The organism is Streptomyces sp. NPDC055189 (assembly GCF_053606765.1).
In genome coordinates, this window is sequence record NZ_JBSGSG010000085.1 from 13,284 (window position 1) to 32,560 (window position 19,277).

A 19,277-nucleotide genomic window follows, 5' to 3' on the forward strand; every position below is an offset into this window, starting at 1 on the left:
GGATCGCACGACCTGTACGAATGTCTACGATCCTCGCATGTGCCCCCAGCGCGCGGTATCCGGGAATGCCCGGGCAGATCACTGACGTTCCCCCGGTCAAGCGCGCACGCATTCCCTAAGGGAGAGACATGTCCGAGAACGGCAAGTCCGGCAAGACCCCCGTCGACTTCTGGTTCGACCCGCTGTGCCCTTGGGCCTGGATGACCTCTCGCTGGATGCTCGAGGTGGAGAAGGTCCGTGACGTCGAGGTCCGCTGGCACGTCATGAGCCTCGCCGTACTGAACGAGGACCGGCTCGACGAGCTGCCCGAGGAGTACCGCGAGATGCTGGAGACGAAGGCCTGGGGCCCCGTCCGCGTGGTCATCGCCGCCCAGCAGAAGCACGGCGACGAGACCATCGGCGAGCTCTACACCGCCCTCGGCACCCGCTTCCACAACCTCGGCGAGGGCCCGACCCGCGAGGCGGTCGTCTCCGCGCTCAAGGACGTCGGCCTGCCCGAGGACCTCGCGGACTACGCGGACTCGGACGAGTACGACACCCAGCTGCGCGCCTCCCACCAGGAGGGCATCGACAAGGTCGGCCAGGACGTTGGCACGCCCGTCATCGCCGTCCCCGGCGCGGACGGCGAGCAGGTCGCCTTCTTCGGCCCCGTGGTGACCCCCGCCCCCAAGGGCGAGGCCGCGGCGAAGCTCTGGGACGGCACACTGCTCGTGGCATCCACGCCGGGCTTCTACGAGATCAAGCGGACGCGTACGCAGGGGCCGATCTTCGACTGACGGCTAGGCGAGCTCGACCGGCAGGCGGATGTGCCGCCCGCCCGATCCGGCGCACTGCTTGAATCCGGTGCGGACATGGCGACAGCTGAGCTTGTCGCAGATCCAGTACTCGTCGACGTTGTTCTTTCCCAGCCGGTCCTTCAGCTCTTCTGCCTCGGCATCGTTCAGCTTCCGGTGTGGCATGTCTTCGTCGCATGTGTGGCACTGCATGGCGCCACCGTCCCCCGGAACCCCGCATACCGAAAGACCCCCGTGAGTCACGTCCTCACGGGGGTCCTTCTTTCATCCGCCTGCCTCGGCGAAAGTTGAGAAGACGATCACGAGGCAGGGCGTTTCAGGGGGGCGAGCCGCCTTACGGGGCGAGCAGCAGGCTGTTCACGCGCTGCTTGGCCGCCGCGTAACGCTTGGACACGTCCTGCCAGTTGACGACGGCCCACATGGCCTCGATGAAGTCGACCTTCTGGTTCTTGTACTGCAGGTAGAAGGCGTGCTCCCAGGCGTCGAAGACCAGGATCGGGGTCGAGCCCTGGCCGACGTTGCCCTGGTGGTCGTAGACCTGCTCGACGATGAGGCGGTTGCTCAGCGGCTCGTAGGCGAGCACACCCCAGCCCGAACCCTGCGTGGTCGCCGAGGCCTTGGTCAGCTGGGCCTTGAACTTGGCGAAGGAGCCGAAGGACTCGGTGATCGCGTCCGCGAGGTCACCGACACCGTCCGCGGCCAGCGGCTCACCGCCGCCGCCGTCCTTCGGGCTGTTCATGTTGTGCCAGTAAATGCTGTGCAGGATGTGGCCGGAGAGGTGGAAGGCCAGGTTCTTCTCCAGCCCGTTGATGGCGCCCCAGGACTCCTTGTCGCGCGCCTCCTCCAGCTGCTCAAGGGTGTCGTTCGCGCCCTTCACGTACGCCGCGTGGTGCTTGTCGTGGTGCAGCTCGACGATCTGGGGATTGATGACCGGCTCGAGCGCCGCGTAGTCGTACGGAAGTTCAGGAAGCGTGTAAATGGCCATGTCCGAGCCCTCCGACTGCTGCTCTGCTGTAGTGCAACGCTTATTGCAACCTATATGCAAGTGCAGGCTAGCAGCAGGAGGGAGGCCGGGTGGGGACGGGCTGGTCTGGAGTTGATCAGCCCTTCGTCCTAGGACCGGTGGGTACGCCGAAGGGGCCCGGGGTCGTCATCGACCCCGGGCCCCTTCGTGTACGGCGATGTCCTACTCGGCGGCAGCCGTCACCGAACGCTCCGCCAGCTTCTGGCGCACGATCCCGATCACGGCCAGGACCAGCGTCAGCGCGCCCGTCGCGAGGAGTTGCTTGCGCGTGTCGGGCTGCTGCGTCATCAGGTAGAAGATGTACGCCATCGCGGCGAGCGCCACCCAGGTCAGGAACGGGTACGCCCACATCTTCACGACCAGCTTCTGCGGCTCCTCGCGCTCCGTCCTGCGGCGCAGGATCAGCTGCGAGGCGGCGATGAAGATCCAGACGACCAGGATCATCGCGCCGATCATGTTCAGGAGCCAGGGGAAGACGTCGTCCGGGCGCCAGTAGCTGAGCAGCACGCAGACGAAGCCGAAGACCGAGGAGGCGAGGACCGCCAGGCGCGGGACGCCGCTGTAGATGCGGCCGAGCACCTTGGGGCCCTGGCCGCGGGCGATCAGGGAGTACGACATGCGCGAGGCGCCGTAGATGTTGGCGTTCATCGCGGAGAGCAGGGCGATGAGGATGACGACGTTCATGATCTGGCCGGCGCCGGGGATGCCGAGGTGGTCGAGCGTGGCGACGTACGGGCCCTTCGCCACGACCTCCTTGTTGTCCCACGGGAGCAGCGTGACGACGACGAGCATCGAGCCGACGTAGAAGACGGCGATGCGCCACATCGCCGTGCGCACGGCCTTGGCGACGCTCTGCACCGGCTTCTCGGACTCCGCCGCCGCGATGGTGACGGTCTCCAGACCGCCGTATGCGAAGACGGACGCGAGAAGGCCGATGATCAGGCCGTCCGTGCCCTGCGGCATGAAGCCGCCCTCGCCGGTGAGGTTCGCGGTGCCGGGGGAGGAGACGTCCGAGCCGGGCAGGATGCCGAGGATCGCGAGGACGCCGATGCCGAGGAAGAGCGCGATGGCGCCGACCTTGAGCGCGGCGAACCAGAACTCGAACTCGCCGAAGTTCTTCACGGCCGTCAGGTTCGAGCCGCAGAACACCAGCATGAACAGGGCGACCCAGGCCCACTGCGGCGTACCGGGGAACCAGCCCACCATGATGTCCGCGGCGCCGATGCCCTCGATGCCGACGGCGACGCAGAGCAGGAACCAGAAGCCCCAGCCCGCGGTGAAGCCCGCCCAGGGACCGATCGCCCGCTCGGCGTGCACCGAGAAGGAGCCGGACGCCGGGTTCGCCGCCGACATCTCGCCGAGCATGCGCATCACGAGCATGACGAGCGCGCCGGAGATGGCGTAGGCGAGGACGATCGAAGGTCCTGCCGCGGCGATGCCCGCTCCGGAGCCCACGAAGAGTCCGGCGCCGATCACGCCACCGAGGGCGATCATGGAGAGATGCCGCTGCTTGAGGCCGTGGACGAGCGGCGAATCGGCCTTGGGAGCCTCTTCGTGTGCTGCGTCCTTGGGGGTGTCCTGGGGAGTGGACATCCGAGACATGGGCGTGCCCTGTTCAGTAGCTGAAGTGGGGGGAGCGAGCGGCCCACAGTCTGAAGTCCGGCACCGCTGACAGGGAACACCTGACCGCTATACGGACACGACGCTCACACGTTGTGAAGCATCGGGCACGAAATGTTCACGCCCGTTTCATGCGTGCCGTTTCATGCGCGCCGCGCGCCACTCCCGCAGCCCCGCGACCACGAGGACGAGCGCCGTCGCACCCGCCGACCACAGCAGCTGCGGGCGCGCCCCGTCGTCGGTGAGCATCAGCCCGAGCACGGCCGCCATCGCCGCGAGCGCCGCCCACGTCAGATACGGGAACGCCCACATCCGCAGGACGAGCCGCTCCGGAGCCTCCCGCTCGATACGCCGCCGGAGGCGCAACTGCGAGACCGCGATCAGCGCCCAGACGAAGAGGAGCACCGCGCCGACCGAGTTGAGCATGTAGAGGAAGACCGAGTCGGGCCACTTCAGATTCAGTACGACGGACACGAAGCCGAAGGCCACCGACGCGAGGACCGCCCGGCGCGGGACCCCGCCGCCCGACACCTTCAGGAGGGCCTTGGGGGCCTCGCCGCGCTCGGCGAGAGAGAAGACCATCCGGGACGAGCCGTAGAGGTTGGCGTTGAGCGCCGAGAGCAGCGCCACGAACACCACGATGTTCATGATCGTGCCCGCGGACGGCACCCCGATCGAGTCCAGGACCGTCACATACGGACTGACCCCCGCCTTCTCCGCCGTCCACGGAAGGACCGTCACGATGACGAGCATCGAGCCGACGTAGAAGAAGAGGATGCGGTAGACGGCGCTGCGCACCGCGCGGGCCACCGAGCGCACCGGGTCGTCCGACTCGGCGGCGGCGATGGTCACGACCTCGAGACCGCCGAAGGCGAAGACGACGGCGAGCACGCCGGAGGTGACGCCCTCCCAGCCGTTGGGCAGGAACCCGCCATGGCCGGTGAGGTTGGCCAGGCCCGCGGGCTCCCCAGAGGAATTAGACGCAGCGGGGAGCACCCCGAAGATCGCGAGCAGCCCGAGCACGAGGAACGCGACGATCGCGAAGACCTTGAGCGCCGCGAACCAGAACTCGAACTCGCCGAAATTCTTCACGGCGGCGAGGTTGGCCGCCGTGAACACCAGCATGAAGATCAGGACCCAGGCCCACTGCGGAACGCCCGGCGCCCAGCTGTTGGCGATCTGCGCGGCGCCGGTCGCCTCCACGGCGAGCACGACGACAAGCAGGAACCAGTACAGCCACCCGACGCTGAACCCCGCCCAGCGGCCGAGCGCGCGCTCGGCGTGCACGGAGAAGGACCCGGACGCGGGCATCGCGGCCGACATCTCGCCGAGCATCCGCAGCACGCACATGGCGAGCGCACCGGCGATGAGATACGAGACGACGATGCCGGGCCCGGCGACAGCGATCCCGGCTCCAGAGCCGACGAAAAGCCCCGCCCCGATGACCCCACCGAGCCCGAGCATGGTCAGATGCCGCTGCTTGAGCCCACCGCCAAGGGGCTCGGTCTCTGTTGTGGGCAGGCGTCCCGCAGGGCGATTGGGGCCTCCCCTGCTCGAGCGAAGCCGAGAGCTTGGGGACGGGTGGGCACAACCCTCAGCGCCGGGTGCCGATTCATCGGGGGGAGCTTGGTGCATGGTGCTCAGGCTGCTCTCGGGCTCACAAGAAAAGTTGGCGGGAACCTACAGTCTCCCTGGGCGGGAGCCCCCCGCGCAAAACGGGCCCCTGGAGTCCCCACCTCAGTGACGAGCATCACGCCCCCCGCAGGGGTACACCCCGCACTTTGTGCAAAGCCCACCACCGAGGCACCCGGCGCCTTGTCACTCACCGCCGGTGAAAGCCGCCCCCGCCCGGGATAGCGTCGCGGGGTCCCACCCGCCCGTCCCAGAACCCCGCGGAGTCCCGATGAGCATCGCCGCCGTCTCTTCCCGTCCCGGCCAGGTCCTCGCGGACCTGATCCCCGCGTCCCGCGCGAAGGACGCGGCCCTCGTCCTCGGCGGCGCCGCCCTCACCGGCATAGCGGCCCAGATCGCGGTGCCTGTGCCGGGCTCCCCCGTACCGGTGACGGGACAGACCTTCGCCGCCCTCCTCGTCGGCACCGCCCTCGGCGCCCGCCGCGGCTTCCTCTCCCTGGCCGTGTACGCCCTCGTCGGCATGGCCGGCATGCCGTGGTTCGCGCAGGCGGGCTCCGGCGTGGCCGCGCCGTCCCTCGGCTACGTCCTCGGCATGCTGCTTGCCGCCACCGTGGTCGGAGCCCTCGCCCGCCGCGGCGGCGACCGTTCCGTCCTGCGCACCGCGGGCACGATGGTGCTCGGCTCCGCGATCATCTACGCGGTCGGCGTCCCGTACCTCGCCGCCGCGACCGGCATGTCGCTGACCCAGGCCGTCGCCGCCGGGCTCACGCCCTTCCTGATCGGCGACGCCCTCAAGGCCGCCCTCGCGATGGGCGCGCTGCCCACGGCGTGGAAGCTGCTCGACCGCTAGTTCAGCCTGCGTTTCCGACGCCGTAGTTCCGCCTGAAGAGGTTCGCCGGGTCGTACGTGGCCTTCAGCCCGGCGAGCCTCTTCCGCGTACCGGCGTCGTAAAGACCGTAAGGACCATCGCCCCGCTCCCCGGCGGCGAACGCGAAGTTGAGCAACCGCCCCACGGCCCCCGGCGCGAAAAGCCCGAACGCCCGGTCCTGCACGGCCCGCACCGCCTCCAGATCCGTGCCGTCGCCGCCCTCGAAAGGCGAGAGCACCCGCACCAGCCACCCCGCGTCCCGATATGGCACCGCGTTCCCCGTGCCTCCCGCGGGCTTCGCAAGCGCCCCGCCCAACTGGTTGATCTGCACGACGTGCATCTTCTCGGCGGCCGGACCGGTCAGCGCGAGCAGCTCGCTCGCCGCGGCGACGTCCAGCTCGCCCACCGCCACGCTGTCCCCGTAGTAGGAGTGCGGGAAGTCCGGGTCGCTGTGGATCGTGTGGCTCTCGGTGTACGGCATCTCCCGCAGCGAGTCCGACACCGCGGGCCCGATCTCCCGCAGCGGCGCCACAAGCAGCTCGCCCGCCGCCTCGGGGCCCGTGTAGGCGACCCGGACCGTGACGAGATAGCGGCCCCGTAGATGGGGTGGCAGCTGCGGCATGTCGGGATAGACGAGCGCCGCCACCGATGAGGTCAGCTCGTCCGGCACCGTCCGCGTCCACGCCTCGTACGCCCGCAGCACGTGGCCGGGGTCGACCTCACGCCCGTCGAACTCGATCGCCCCGCCGTAAAGGCGCGCCACCGGCACCAGGCCGATCTCCAGGGCCGTCACCACCCCGAGGTTCGCGCCCCCGCCGAGCAGCCCCCAGAACAGCTCGGGCTCGCTCTCCGCCGTGACGTGCCGCAGCGTGCCGTCGGCCGTGACGACGTCGAGCCATCCGACGTGGTCGGCCGCGTACCCGAACTCCCGCGCCAGGATGCCGAGTCCGCCGCCCAGCGTGTACGAGACGGCGCCCACGCCCGGCGCGGAACCGTTCAGCGGCGCGAGCCCGTGTGCCGCCGCGGCCTCCACCACCTGCCCCCAGCGGACACCCGCGCCCACGGTCACCGTGCGCGCATCCGCGTCGATCCGGACGGAGTCCATCCGCCGGGTGCTGATCAGTACGCCGCCCTCCGAGGCCCCCGGAAGCCCGTGCCCGGTGGCCTGCACTCCGACGGGCAGGCCCGCGTCCGCCGCGTACGACACGGCGGCGACGACGTCTTCGGCGCTCCCGGCCGCGAACACGATCGCGGGCCGCTGCGCGAAACCGGTCTGGAACCCGGCGATCTCCTCGTCGTACCCGTCGTCGCCGGGCCGGAACACGAGTCGCCCATCGGTGAAGTCCACGGTGATCCTCCAAGAAGTGCTTGCTGACGCCTCAGAGGTTCCCCGGAAAACCTGACATCCGCCGTCAAGTTTTCCGGGCCTTCGGGAAATCCGTGAACTGTGCTGTCATGAGAGGAGGGTTGGGGGTGAACCCATGCAGGAGCTTCGCGTGGTCGCGGGCCGCTACCGCCTGCTCGCCGTGATCGGGCAGGGAGGCATGGGCCGCGTGTGGCGCGCGGCCGACGAGCTCCTTGACCGCAGTGTCGCGGTCAAGGAGATGCGGGTCGACGGCGGCTTCGAGGGTCCCGAGTCGGAGGACACCCGCATCCGCAGAGAACGCGCGCTGCGCGAGGCGCGGGCCAGCGCACGGATCGACCACTCCGGTGTCGTACGCGTCCATGACGTCGCCGAGGAGGACGGCCGCCTATGGATCGTCATGGAACTGATCGACGCGCGCTCCCTGGCCCGGTACGTCGACGAAGAGGGGCCGCTGGACGAGCACGACGCGGCGCGCGTGGGCCTGGCCCTGGTGGCGGCGCTGCGCAGGGTGCACGCGGCCGGAGTCCTGCACCGTGACATCAAGCCGGAGAACGTCCTGCTCAGCCCGCGCGGTCCTGCCGACCGGGTCGTCCTCACCGATTTCGGCATCGCTGCCCTGGAGGACACGGGCCGCCTCACGCAGACGGGCCTTCTCGTGGGCTCGCCCGAGTACATGGCGCCCGAGCGGGTCTCCGGGGCGTGGCAGGGCCCGCCGTCCGACCTCTGGTCCCTGGGGGCGACGCTCTGCACCGCGCTGCGCGGCAGCTCGCCCTTTGCCCGCGATTCGACCCTGAACACGCTGGTCGCGGTCCTGCACGAGCCGCCCGAACTGCCGCCGGAATCAAGCGGACTGCGTCCGGTGCTCGCCGCGCTCCTGATCAAGGAGCCGGAGCGGCGGCCGGGTCTGGACGAGGTGGAGGCGGCCCTGAGCGCGGTCCTCGCGGCATCGCTGAGGCCGCAGGAGCAGCCGGGGCCCGCGTCTTCGGTCACGAAGCGGATTCAGCTGCCCGACTGGCGGCCCCGCGCGCTGACCGCCGTGGTCCTGCTGGTCGCGGCCGCGGTGGCGGCCGTCATGTTCTTCACCGCGCGCGATCCCGGCGGCGGAGCGCCGCCGGGACCGAGCACGCCGGTGCCGACGGTGGCGGGCACGTCGACCGCGCCACCGTCGGACGGGACCGGCTAGGCGTCGACCGAGTCGTTGTCGACGCGGGGCCGCACCTTCTCCCGTATGAGGGAGAACGCCACCACGAACGCCGCCGCGAGCAGCGAGAGCAGGACCTGCTTGCGCCCGGCCTCGTCGGTCAGCATGTAGACGAGCACGAACGAGATCATCGCGATCGTGACCCAGGTCAGGTACGGGAAGAGCCACATCTTCACGACGAGCTTCTCCGGCTGCTCGCGCAGGATGATGCCGCGCATCCGCAGCTGCGTGAACGCGATCATCAGCCAGACGAAGAGCGCCACCGCGCCGGACGAGTTCAGCAGGAAGTCGAAGACGGTGTCCTGCCACTGGTAGTTGAACCAGACGGCGATGAAGCCGAACACGACGGAGCCGAGGATCGCGGCCTGCGGCACACCGCGCGCGTTGGTGCGCGCGAAGGCCTTGGGCGCGTCACCGCGCTGGCCGAGCGAGAAGGCCATGCGGGACGCGGTGTAGAGACCCGAGTTGAGACAGGAGAGCACGGCGGTCAGGACGATGACGTTCATGACCTGGCCGGCGTGCGGGATGCCGATCGAGTTCAGCGCGGCGACGTACGAACCGTCCTTGACGATCGACTTGTCGTTCCACGGGAGCAGCGTGATGACGACGAAGATCGAGCCCAGGTAGAAGACGCCGATACGCCAGATGACGCTGTTCGTGGCCTTGGTGACGGCGCGCTGCGGGTCCTCGGACTCACCGGCGGCCAGCGTGACGATCTCGGAGCCCATGAACGAGAAGACGACCATGAGCACACCGGTGAGGATCGCGCCCGCGCCCTTGGGCATGAACCCGCCCGCGTCGGTGAGGTGCGCGAATCCGGCGCCGGGGTTGTCCGAGCCGGGCAGCACGCCGAAGACGGCGAGCAGGCCGATGATCACGAACCCGCCGATGGCGACGACCTTGATCCCGGCGAACCAGAACTCGAACTCGCCGTAGGAGCCGACCGAGACGAGGTTCGTCGCGGTGAGCACCACCATCACGATGAGCGCCCAGCCCCACTGCGGTACGGCCGGTATCCATCCGTTGAGGATGACGGCACCGGCGGTGGCCTCCACCGCGAGCACGACGACCCAGAAGAACCAGTAGAGCCAGCCGATGGAGAAACCGGCCCAGCGGCCGAGGGCCTGGTCCGCGTAGGTGGAGAAGGAGCCGGAGGTGGGCCGTGCGGCGGCCATCTCACCGAGCATCCGCATGACGAGGACGACCATCGTGCCGACGAGGGCGTACGAGACGAGGATGGCGGGCCCCGCGGCGGCGATGCCGGAGCTGGAGCCCACGAAGAGGCCCGCTCCGATGACACCGCCGATGGCGATCATGGAGAGGTGGCGGTTCTTCAGCCCGGCCTTGAGGCCGTCACCGGTGTCTCCAGACCGCGGATCCCCAGGTTCGTTGGGGCTGCGGTCTGCCTTCGCAAGGGAGGGTTGCGAGGTCATGGACGAATCCTTAAGTTCTCGGGTCACGAGCCCCCGCATTCAAACTCAGGGGTGGACGTGACGGAAGTCCCGACTCCGGATCGTTGCATTCCGGCTCAATGGCCTGGACCTTGCTGGTCATGGGGTGACCGCGGGTGACGAAGGTCCCGCCCCCCGATCGCCGCTACCCCTCCCGCGACGTGCCACACTCATCGCATGCGCGTGTACCTCGGCTCGGATCATGCCGGCTACGAACTGAAGAACCACCTGGTCGAGTGGCTCAAGAGCCACGGCCACGAGCCCGTCGACTGCGGGCCCCACATCTATGACGCCCAGGACGACTACCCCCCCTTCTGCCTCCGCGCCGCGGAGAAGACGGCGGCGGACCCCGAGTCGCTCGGCATCGTGATCGGGGGCTCCGGCAACGGGGAGCAGATCGCCGCGAACAAGGTGAAGGGGGTCAGGGCCGCCCTCGCCTGGAGCGAGCAGACCGCCGCGCTCGGGCGTGAGCACAACGACGCGAACGTGATCTCGATCGGCGGCCGGATGCACACGCAGGAAGAGGCGACGAAGTTCGTCGAGATCTTCCTGTCGACGCCGTACTCGGACGAGGAGCGTCACACCCGCCGCATCGAAATGCTGGCCCGCTACGAGACGACGGGCGAGCTGCCCGAGATCCCGGCACACCACCCGCAGCAGTAGTCGCCGCTCGAACACCGGACGGGCTGAGAGATTCAGCCCGTCCGGCGTTTGAGGACGAACACCCCCTGGGAGGACCCCGTGCCGGAGGGGCACACGATTCACCGGCTGGCAGCCGACCACCGGGAGCGGTTCCAGGACCGCGGCCCGCTGAGGATCACCAGCCCCCAGGGCAAGTTCTCCGACAGCGCGGCCCTGCTCAACGGGCAGGAGATGGACACCGCCGAGGCCCACGGCAAGCACCTCTTCCTCGGCTTCGCCGAAACCGGCTGGATCCACATCCACCTCGGCCTCTTCGGCAAGGTCAACTTCGGCGGCACGGCAGCCGCCAACCCGCCCACGGACACCGTCCGCCTCCGTCTGGCCACCGGCGACGCGTACGTCGATCTCCGGGGCCCCACGACCTGCGCCCTCATCACGGACGAGGAGAAGCAGGCGATACACGCCCGCCTGGGCCCGGACCCGCTCCGGGAGGGCGACGACCCGGACAAGGCCTACGCCCGCATCTCGCGCAGCCGTACGACCATCGCCGCCCTCCTCATGGACCAGAAGGTCATCGCGGGCGTCGGCAACGTCTACCGCGCCGAGGTCCTCTTCCGGCACGGCATCGACCCGTACACCCCGGGCAAGGACATCCGGCCCGCGCAGTGGGCGGCGATCTGGGACGACCTGGTCGCCCTGATGCGCGAGGGCGTGCGCCTCAACCGCATCGACACCGTCAGGCCCGAGCACACGCCGGAGGCGATGGGCCGCCCGCCGCGCGTGGACGACCACGGCGGCGAGGTGTACGTGTACCGCAGGGCCACGATGCCCTGCCACATCTGTGGCGGCGAGATCCGCACCGCCGATCTCGCCGCCCGCAACCTCTTCTGGTGCCCCAAGTGCCAGCGCGCCCGCCGCTCCCGACGAAAGGCCATATGAGAATGTTCGGCACCATCAGCGGGCTCGGCGGCTTTGTGCTCGTGCTCCTCGGCGTGATCGTTTATCTCCTGCCGTCCCTCATCGCCTTCAACCGGGACGTCGAGCTGCGCTGGGTGATCCTCGTGATCAACATCTTCCTCGGCGCCTCGCTCATCGGCTGGCTGGTCGCCCTGTACCTGGCGACCCGCAAGCCGAAGCAGCCGGTGGAATCGACCGCCTAGAAGCCGTGCGGCAGCCAGGGCGCCACGTCCGAGCCGAAGGCCAGCGAGGCCTCGCTCAGGGCGCCCTGGCGCAGCTCCCGCACCCGGCCCGCCGCCGCCAGTGACGTCAGGGACACGCCGCCCAGATAGGCCGAGGCCAAGTCCCGTACGGACAGGGCGATATCGGCCTCGTCGTCGGTGCGCTCGCAGATCGCGCCCTTCAGGTCGCCCTTGAGCCGCCAACGGCCCGCGTTCCAGGGGCAGAAGGCGTCCTCGACCTCAAGGACCAGGTTCACCGGCGCCCGATAGGTGCGCGCCTCGAGGGCGGCTCCCACCTCCACCAGGCGTACGTGCAGGGAGTCCCGCATTTCGAGCCGGCAGCGCCGCACGTCGGAGACGAGCTGGAGCAGCGCGTCGTCCGTCGGGAGGCTGTGCGCCTCGACGGTCGTCGTCAGGTCGATGCCGAAGAGGAACCGCCACAGCGCCGCGTTGGCCGCCGGATCGAGAGCTTCGAGATCGCGCAGCCGGACCGTGCCCTTGGGGCCCGCCGCGTCCCAGTCGGGCTTCACGCTGTAGCGCGCGTACCCGACGAGCTCCCCGTCGCGCTCGGCGACCACGCACTGCAGGGGCGAGGCGCCGTGCCGCTCGCTCTCCGGGTCGAGCAGGCCGAGCCGCTCCCAGCCGGGCTGCCTGGCCAGCATTCCCGGCCGCTCGCTCACCCGGCGTGCGTACAGCGCCTCACAGGCCGCGTGGACGTCGGCGGGCTTGGCGTACCGAAGGCGTACGTCATCGGTACCGGCCGGCACCGACAGACTCACGCGTGAGGTGTCGATCGCGGCCTTCAGCGCCTGCGTCGCCGCGCCGTACCCGAACCGTCCGTAGATGGCGGGTTCGGAGGCGGTGAGCACGGCCAGGCATTCGCCCTTGGCGCGTACGTCGTCGAGCTGGCGCCGCATCATCGACGTCAGGATTCCGCGCCGCCGGTGCGTCGCCGCGACGCTGACCATCGTCACGCCGGCCGCGTCCACCAGGGCGCCGCCCGGCACACAGAGGCGGAAGCTGAACGCTCCCGTCGTGCCGACGCAGGTCTCGCCCTCCCACGTGCCGAAGAAGCGGTCGAACTCGGTCAGCGCGTTCCAGAGTTCGTGCTCCTCCGGCGCCTCTGCCACACCACCGAAGGCGAGCTCCAGCGTGCCGTAGTACTCGTCCCAGTCTTCCTGGCGCAAAACCCGCAATTCCGTCGTCATGGGCCATGCCTACCAGGCAGAAGCCGGCGTAGCGACAGGATTTCCGCGGCCTGACGGCGTGCCCCTGACGGGGGACAACCGGTACCTCCCGTGCGAAGTGCCTGGCCCGGTGGATAGGGTCCGGGAGCAATGGCAGGCAGGCGAGCGGAAGCCGAGACGTTCACAGCCCGGATGAACAAGCGTATCCACCGGGCTCGCATAGGGCTGCGCAAGTCCGGGGTGGACTACTTCAGAGGCGACGGCTCGGACTGGATCGCGCTCGCGGGTCTGCTCGTCACGATTCCGGTGATCGCCTTCTGCACCATCGTCAACAACGTCTGGTGCGCGCCCTCCGCGCTCGTCCTGCCGATCGTGGCCGGCGGGCTGCTCCTGCGCCCCTCCAGCCTGCTCGGCCTGTACGCGACGGCGGCCGCCGCGCTCATCGTGGAGTCCGTCCAGCTAGGCCCGTACACGGAAGGCCCTTCGCGGGTCACGCCCGGCGTGGTCCTCGTCGTCGCGGCCTGCGGCTTCTTCGGGCTTGTCATCGCGCAGTTCCGCAGCCGGGTCGGCGTGCCGTGGCGCGGCGGCGGAACGATGCTCTTCGACCTGCGTGAACGTATCCGCGTGCAGAGCAAGCTGCCGAAGCTGCCGCCGGGCTGGCACCGCGAGATGGCCCTGCGGCCCGCGGGCGGCCAGTCCTTCTCGGGTGACTTCGTGGTCGCGGCCCGTACGAACGGCGGCCGCACCCTGGAGGTCGTCCTCACGGACGTCTCGGGCAAGGGCATGGACGCGGGTTCCCGCGCCCTGCTCCTGTCGGGCGCCTTCGGCGGTCTGCTCGGCTCGCTCCCGCCGCACGCGTTCCTGACCGCCGCCAACGGCTATCTCCTGCGCCAGGACTGGGACGAGGGCTTCGCGACCTCGATCCATCTGGTCCTCGACCTGGAGACCGGCGACTACGAACTCTTCTCGGCGGGCCACCCGCCGGGCCTCCAGCTCAGCGCGGGCAACGGCCGCTGGGAGGAGAAGGTCGCCGAGGGCCCGCTCCTGGGGGTCTACGACGGGGCGCAGTTCGACCCGGTGAAGGGCCTCCTGCGCCCCGGCGACGTCCTGATGCTGTTCACCGACGGCATCGTCGAGACCTCCGAGCGCGACATCAGCGAGGGCATCGACCGCCTCACCGGGGAAGCCGACCGCTATGTGGCGGGCGGCTTCCACGGCGCCGCGTGGCATCTGATCGAGGCGGTCGCCAAGGACGTCAACGACGACCGGGCGCTGCTGCTCATCTCCAGGGAGCCGTCAGCGGGCGCCTGACAACTCCGGCTCCGGATCGGGCTCGGGAGCAGCCTTGCGTCCGCCCGGCAATATCCGGGCCAGCCAGTGCGACCGTCCCGCCGCCAGCGGGCCGAGCACCGCGAGCAGCAGCACGTACCCCGCGATGAAGGGGGAGAGGCGGTCGTCGAGCCCCGCGGTGGCCGCCATGGTCGCCAGGATCAGGGCGAACTCGCCGCGCGCGAGCAGGGTGGTGGAGATGTTCGCCGCGGGTCCCGCGCCGAAGCCGTAGATGCGCGCCGCACCGAGTCCCGCGAGGACGTTCATGAGCAGCGTCACGGCCACGGCGGCGAGCACCGGCCAGAGCACGACGGGCAGGTCGCCGGGGTCGATCGAGAGCCCGAAGGCGAAGAAGAAGATCGCCCCGAAGGCGTCCCGCAGGGGGTGCACGAGAGTGCGGATGCGCTCGCCGGATGCCGTACTGCCCAGCATCAGACCGACCATGAAGGCGCCGATCGCGTCCGCGACCCCGAACCACTCCGAGACTCCGGCGACGAAGACCGCGACGCCGAGGAAGGAGATGACGAGCAACTCGTCGTCACGGGTGTCCATGAGGCGCCCGACGATCTTGGTGCCGAAGCGCGCGGCGAGCGCGAGAAGCAGCAGGAAGCCGAAGGCCTTGCCGCCGTCCATGACGGCCGCGCCGAGGCTGTCGGCCCCGGACAGGATCGGTTGGAGCGCCGCGAGATAGAGCGCCAGGAAGATGTCCTCGACGACGATGATGCCGAGGATCGGCTTGGTCTCGGGGTTGCCGAGCCGGCCGGTGTCGACGAGCACCTTGGTGACGATCGCCGACGACGAGATGCCGAGCACCCCGGCGAGGACCAGAGCCTCGGAGGTGCCCCAGCCGAGGGCGAATCCGAAGCCGAGGCCCGCGCCGACGTTCAGCGCGAGGTACGTCCCTCCGGCGAGGGCCATCTTGCGGCCGCCCGTCTTGAGGTCGTCCATGTGGAACTCGAGGCCCAGGTAGAAGAGCAGCAGGACCAGGCCGAGCGCCGAGAGCATCTCCAGGTCGTGGGGGTCGGAGAGCAGGACCACACCGGGAGTGTGAGGGCCGAGAAGGATCCCGGCCAGGATGAAGAGCGGGATGGTGGGAAGGCCGATGCGGCCGCCCACGCGGGCGAGCACGGCAGCGGCGAGAAAGGCGCCGCCCATGGCTATCAGGGTGTCTGCGTGTCCGATGGGCCCGTTCCTCCTGGTAGTCGGCGACGCACCCGCCGCACACGGATGGCAAAGGGAGCGTCAAGAACGCGTCAATAGTTAGCTTACCAAACGATCTGTGCAATGCCTGGCCCCGCTTTTGGCCATGCCTGGCCGGGGGCCGGCCGGAGCCTGACCGGGGGCTAACCCCACCCCCGATTCGCCGGGGGACCTCATGGTCCACAGCACCCCCGAATCCGTACGTTCGAGACATCGATCAGGGCGGACGTACGCAGGGAAGGCGGACGGGACCATGGGGCTGCGGCGCAAGAAGCGATCCGAGGCGGACCGGCGGTTCGACGAGCTCGGGGGAGCGGTGCCGTCAATGCCGTCGACGCCGCCGATGCCCGGCCAGGCGCCCCGCGGCGCCGACTGGGCCGTAGAACTGCACGGCGTGCGCCGGAAGTACGGCAGGGGCTCCGGCGCCGTGCACGCCCTCAGCGGCATCGACCTAGCCCTGGAGCGCGGCAGCTTCACCGCCGTCATGGGCCCGTCGGGCTCCGGCAAGTCCACCTTCCTGCAGTGCGCCGCCGGACTCGACCGGCCCACCGAGGGCACGGTGCGCCTGGGCGGCACGGAGATCACCTCCATGAGCGAGAACAAGCTGACCGCGCTGCGCCGCACCCGCCTCGGCTTCGTCTTCCAGGCCTTCAACCTGCTGCCCTCGCTGACCGTCGAGCAGAACGTGGTCCTGCCGATGCGCCTCGCGGGCCGCCGCCCCGACCGCCGCAGGGCGGCCGACGTCCTGTCCCGCGTCGGGCTCGGCAGCGACAAGCACAAGCGCCGCCCCGGCGAACTCTCCGGAGGCCAGCAGCAGCGCGTCGCGATCGCCCGCGCCCTGGTCACGAACCCGGACGTGATCTTCGCGGACGAGCCGACCGGCGCCCTGGACACCACCACGGCAGCCGAGATCCTCGCCCTGCTCCGCGAGGCCGTCCACGGCATGGGCGCCACCGTCGTCATGGTCACCCACGACCCGGCCGCCGCCGCCTACGCGGACCGGGTGCTCTTCCTCGCGGACGGCGCGATCGTGGACCGCCTGGAGCGGGCCTCCGCCGAGCAGATCGCGCATCGCATGACGACCCTGACGGCTCCGGTGCGCGCGGCCACCGCGGCCTGAACACCCCTGCCGGCCGGATGCGAGCCGGTCGCGCCCATGCGGCGGAGCCACACCCGTACACAGCCCCGCGCCCCTTCCGGGCGCCCCGGACTCCGGAGAACCCTCATGCCCAACGGCCTCGCCCGCGCCGCCGTCCGCTTCAAACCGTCCGCGTTCGCGGGCACGTTCGTCGCGCTGATGATGGCCGCGATGATCGTCTCCGCGTGCGGCATCCTCCTGGAGACGGGGGTACGGGCCTCGATGCCGCCCACCCGGTACGCCGACGCCCCCGTGGTCGTCGCCGCCGACCAGCGCGCCCACTTCGTCACGGGCAGCGGCGACAGCCGCTCCGAGTCGGCGACCCCGCTGCCCGACCGGGCCAGGATCGACGACTCCCTTCTCGCGAAGGCGGGTTCGGTGCCCGGCGCGCGCACCGCCGTCGCGGACGTCACCTTCCCCGTGCAGTCCGGCGGGAAGAGCGTCACCGCGCACGGCTGGGGCTCCACCGCCTTCACCGGCGAGAAGCTGACCGCGGGCCGCGCCCCGAAGGCGGGCGAGGTCGTCCTCGCCGCACCGGGCGCGTCCGTGGGCGAACAGACCACCCTCACCACGGCCGCCGGACCGCGCGACTTCCGCATCTCCGGCACCGTTCGGTCCGGCGCCCAACAGGGCGCCCAACACGGCGCGCTCACCGCCTGGTTCACCGATTCCGACGCCGTACGCCTCTCCGGTCACCCGGGCCGCGTCGACGCCATCGCGGTCCTGCCCGAGAAGGGCGTCACGGACACCGCCCTCAAGGCCCGGGTGGCACACGCCGTGGGCGGCAGGGCCGACGTCCACACCGGCGACGACCGCAGCGCCGCCGAGGGCTCCGATCTCGCCTACGCCGAAGAGATGCTCACCGGACTCGGCGGCTCCTTCGGCGGCATCGCCACCATGGTCGCCATGTTCACCGCCGCGGGCACCGTGGCGCTCTCCGTGGGCCAGCGGGCCCGCGAGTACGCGCTGCTCCGGGCCATCGGCACCACACCCCGCCAGATCCGCCGCACCATCGCCACGGAGGCCCTGCTCGTCGCGCCCCTCGCCGGAGCGGTCGGCGTCCTGCCCGGAATCGCCCTGGCCGACTGGTGGTTCGGGCAGCTGAAGGACAGGGGCGCGATCCCCGAAGCCCTGAGTCTCTCCGTCTCCTTCATCCCCCTGGTCTCGGCGGTCGGCGTCGCGGTCGTCACCGCCCTGGTCTCCGGCTACCTGGCGGCCCGCCGCCCCTCCCGCATCAGGCCGGGCCAGGCGCTCGCCGAGTCCTCGGTGGAACGCCTGCGCCCCGGCTGGATCCGTACGCCGCTGGGCATCGCGGCCGCGGTCGGCGGCTGCGTCCTCGCCGGGATCGCCTCCTCCCTGACGGGCGACGACGCGGCCAACGTGGCGCTCGGCATCGTCATGCTCTTCATGCTCGCCGTGGCCCTGCTCGGCCCGCTCGTCGCCCGCGGCTGCGCGGCCCTGTTCGGACTCCCGCTGCGCGGAGCGGGCGCGTCCGCCTCGCTCGCGGCGGCCAACTCCCGTACCAACGCCCGCCGTATGGCATCGGCGATCACCCCGATCGTCCTCGCGATGGCGTTCTCGTCGACCCTCGTCTTCATGCACACCAGCGAGGACCGGGTGGCGGCCGACCAGCAGCGCGAGGGCATAACGGCGGACCACATCGTGTCGGCGTCGGGAGCGGGAGTAACGCAGGACGGGGTGACGCAGGCCGGTCGGGCCCCGGGGGTCACCTCGGCGGTGGGCCTTCTCAAGACCTCGGTCCTGGTGCCGGTGGGCTCGGGCGGCGACCGCTGGCTGGAGTCCGCCTCGACGCAGGGGGTGACGGGCTCGTCCCGTGACCTGGCCAGGGTCCAGGACCTGGACGTCAGGACGGGCACGATGGCCTCGCTCGGCAAGGGCGAGATCGCCGTGGACGCGAAGCTGGCGGACTCGGCGCACGTGAAGACGGGCGAGCCCATGGCCCTGCGTCTGCCGGACGGCACGAAGGCGTCACCGAAGGTGGTCGCCACGTACGGCCGCGGCCTTGGCCTCTCCCAAGTCACGCTCCCCGCATCGGACTTGAAGCAGCACGTGACCTCGTCCCTCTCCACGGAGATCTGGACGAAGGACGACGGCGACGCACCCCGGGCCCTCACCGCCCTCGGCACCCTCCTGGACCGCGACGCCTACGCCACCGCCCAGTCCACGGACCGCGCCGTCAACGCCTGGGCGAACACGGTGATGGCGGCCGTACTCGGCGGCTTCGCGGCGATCGCCGCGGCGAACACCCTGGTCATGACGGTCCTGGACCGCCGCCGCGAACTCGGCACGCTTCGCCTGATCGGGTCCACCCGGCGGCAGGTGATGCGCATGGTGCGGTGGGAGGCGCTCCTGGTCGCCTGCGCGGGCATCGTGATCGGCTCGGCGATCGCGCTGGCGACGCTGGTCCCCATGATGAACGGCCTCACGGGCGAGTCCCCGCACATCCCACCGCTGCTGTACGGCTCCTTCGCGGGCGGGGCGGTCGCCTTGGGCTTGGCGGCCACGGCGTTGCCTGCGCGGGCGGCGCTGCGGCAAAGAAACTGACTTACTCCCCGACCCCGGAAAGATTCAGCCCGTCCGGCGATTGAGGACGAACTCGGCGGAGCCGGTGATGACGGTACGCACA

The 19,277-nt window shown here is 70.4% G+C and carries 17 protein-coding genes; 9 read left to right on the forward strand and 8 right to left on the reverse strand.

Annotation, left to right across the window (positions count from 1 at the left end; translation table 11 throughout):
* Positions 1–128: 128 nt before the first annotated feature.
* The gene (locus tag ACWFR3_RS37880) at positions 129–776 is read left to right on the forward strand and encodes a mycothiol-dependent nitroreductase Rv2466c family protein (protein WP_190080420.1); all 648 of its coding nucleotides are present in this window, start codon (positions 129–131) and stop codon (positions 774–776) included.
* 3 nt (positions 777–779) lie between these two features.
* On the opposite strand, the gene ACWFR3_RS37885 is transcribed toward ACWFR3_RS37880, so the two are convergent.
* From ACWFR3_RS37885 to ACWFR3_RS37900, 4 genes are all read right to left on the reverse strand, one after another.
* A complete protein-coding gene (locus ACWFR3_RS37885) occupies positions 780–959 on the reverse strand; it encodes a hypothetical protein (protein WP_453739247.1) in 180 nt (59 codons plus the stop codon).
* Positions 960–1,128: 169 nt separating this feature from the next.
* A complete protein-coding gene (locus ACWFR3_RS37890) occupies positions 1,129–1,779 on the reverse strand; it encodes a superoxide dismutase (protein ID WP_365857742.1) in 651 nt (216 codons plus the stop codon).
* Between the two features lie 201 nt (positions 1,780–1,980).
* Positions 1,981–3,420, reverse strand: a complete 1,440-nt coding sequence (locus tag ACWFR3_RS37895; RefSeq protein ID WP_453739248.1) for an amino acid permease — start codon at positions 3,418–3,420, stop codon at positions 1,981–1,983.
* Between the two features lie 147 nt (positions 3,421–3,567).
* Positions 3,568–5,073, reverse strand: a complete 1,506-nt coding sequence (locus ACWFR3_RS37900; RefSeq protein ID WP_453739249.1) for an amino acid permease — start codon at positions 5,071–5,073, stop codon at positions 3,568–3,570.
* 268 nt (positions 5,074–5,341) lie between these two features.
* Here ACWFR3_RS37900 and ACWFR3_RS37905 point away from each other — a divergent pair, with 268 nt between their 5' ends.
* Entirely contained in the window at positions 5,342–5,920 is a 579-nt protein-coding gene (locus tag ACWFR3_RS37905; protein WP_453739250.1) for a biotin transporter BioY, read from the forward strand.
* A gap of 1 nt (position 5,921) precedes the next feature.
* Here the strand turns inward: ACWFR3_RS37905 and ACWFR3_RS37910 are convergent, their stop codons facing one another.
* Positions 5,922–7,286, reverse strand: a complete 1,365-nt coding sequence (locus tag ACWFR3_RS37910) for an FAD-binding oxidoreductase (RefSeq protein WP_453739251.1) — start codon at positions 7,284–7,286, stop codon at positions 5,922–5,924.
* 133 nt (positions 7,287–7,419) lie between these two features.
* Between ACWFR3_RS37910 and ACWFR3_RS37915 the strand changes: the two genes are divergently transcribed.
* Positions 7,420–8,487, forward strand: coding sequence for a serine/threonine-protein kinase (locus tag ACWFR3_RS37915; protein WP_453739252.1), 1,068 nt, complete (start codon positions 7,420–7,422; stop codon positions 8,485–8,487).
* Here the strand turns inward: ACWFR3_RS37915 and ACWFR3_RS37920 are convergent.
* Complete coding sequence (locus ACWFR3_RS37920) at positions 8,484–9,938, reverse strand: amino acid permease (protein WP_453739253.1); 1,455 nt, start codon at positions 9,936–9,938, stop codon at positions 8,484–8,486. The genes ACWFR3_RS37915 and ACWFR3_RS37920 overlap by 4 nt on opposite strands.
* A gap of 195 nt (positions 9,939–10,133) precedes the next feature.
* On the opposite strand from ACWFR3_RS37920, the gene ACWFR3_RS37925 reads away from it, so the two are divergent.
* The 3 genes from ACWFR3_RS37925 to ACWFR3_RS37935 all read left to right on the forward strand — a co-directional run bounded on the left by ACWFR3_RS37925 (position 10,134) and on the right by ACWFR3_RS37935 (position 11,758).
* Entirely contained in the window at positions 10,134–10,619 is a 486-nt protein-coding gene (locus ACWFR3_RS37925; protein WP_453739254.1) for a ribose-5-phosphate isomerase, read from the forward strand.
* A gap of 78 nt (positions 10,620–10,697) precedes the next feature.
* Positions 10,698–11,537, forward strand: coding sequence for an Fpg/Nei family DNA glycosylase (locus ACWFR3_RS37930; RefSeq protein WP_453739265.1), 840 nt, complete (start codon positions 10,698–10,700; stop codon positions 11,535–11,537).
* A 2-nt stretch (positions 11,538–11,539) separates the two neighbouring features.
* Positions 11,540–11,758, forward strand: coding sequence for a superinfection immunity protein (locus ACWFR3_RS37935; RefSeq protein ID WP_453739255.1), 219 nt, complete (start codon positions 11,540–11,542; stop codon positions 11,756–11,758).
* On the opposite strand, the gene ACWFR3_RS37940 is transcribed toward ACWFR3_RS37935, so the two are convergent.
* Positions 11,755–12,984, reverse strand: coding sequence for a GNAT family N-acetyltransferase (locus ACWFR3_RS37940; RefSeq protein ID WP_453739256.1), 1,230 nt, complete (start codon positions 12,982–12,984; stop codon positions 11,755–11,757). The genes ACWFR3_RS37935 and ACWFR3_RS37940 overlap by 4 nt on opposite strands.
* A gap of 129 nt (positions 12,985–13,113) precedes the next feature.
* Here ACWFR3_RS37940 and ACWFR3_RS37945 point away from each other — a divergent pair, with 129 nt between their 5' ends.
* Positions 13,114–14,274 carry a PP2C family protein-serine/threonine phosphatase gene (locus tag ACWFR3_RS37945; protein ID WP_453739257.1) on the forward strand — a complete coding sequence of 387 codons (1,161 nt, stop codon included), beginning with the start codon at positions 13,114–13,116 and terminating at the stop codon, positions 14,272–14,274.
* Here the strand turns inward: ACWFR3_RS37945 and ACWFR3_RS37950 are convergent.
* The gene (locus ACWFR3_RS37950) at positions 14,260–15,447 is read right to left on the reverse strand and encodes a cation:proton antiporter (protein WP_453739258.1); all 1,188 of its coding nucleotides are present in this window, start codon (positions 15,445–15,447) and stop codon (positions 14,260–14,262) included. The two genes, ACWFR3_RS37945 and ACWFR3_RS37950, sit on opposite strands and share 15 nt — an antisense overlap.
* A 298-nt stretch (positions 15,448–15,745) precedes the next feature.
* Here ACWFR3_RS37950 and ACWFR3_RS37955 point away from each other — a divergent pair, with 298 nt between their 5' ends.
* Complete coding sequence (locus ACWFR3_RS37955) at positions 15,746–16,612, forward strand: ABC transporter ATP-binding protein (RefSeq protein WP_453739259.1); 867 nt, start codon at positions 15,746–15,748, stop codon at positions 16,610–16,612.
* Between the two features lie 105 nt (positions 16,613–16,717).
* Positions 16,718–19,195, forward strand: a complete 2,478-nt coding sequence (locus tag ACWFR3_RS37960; protein ID WP_453739260.1) for an FtsX-like permease family protein — start codon at positions 16,718–16,720, stop codon at positions 19,193–19,195.
* Positions 19,196–19,277 lie beyond the last annotated feature (82 nt).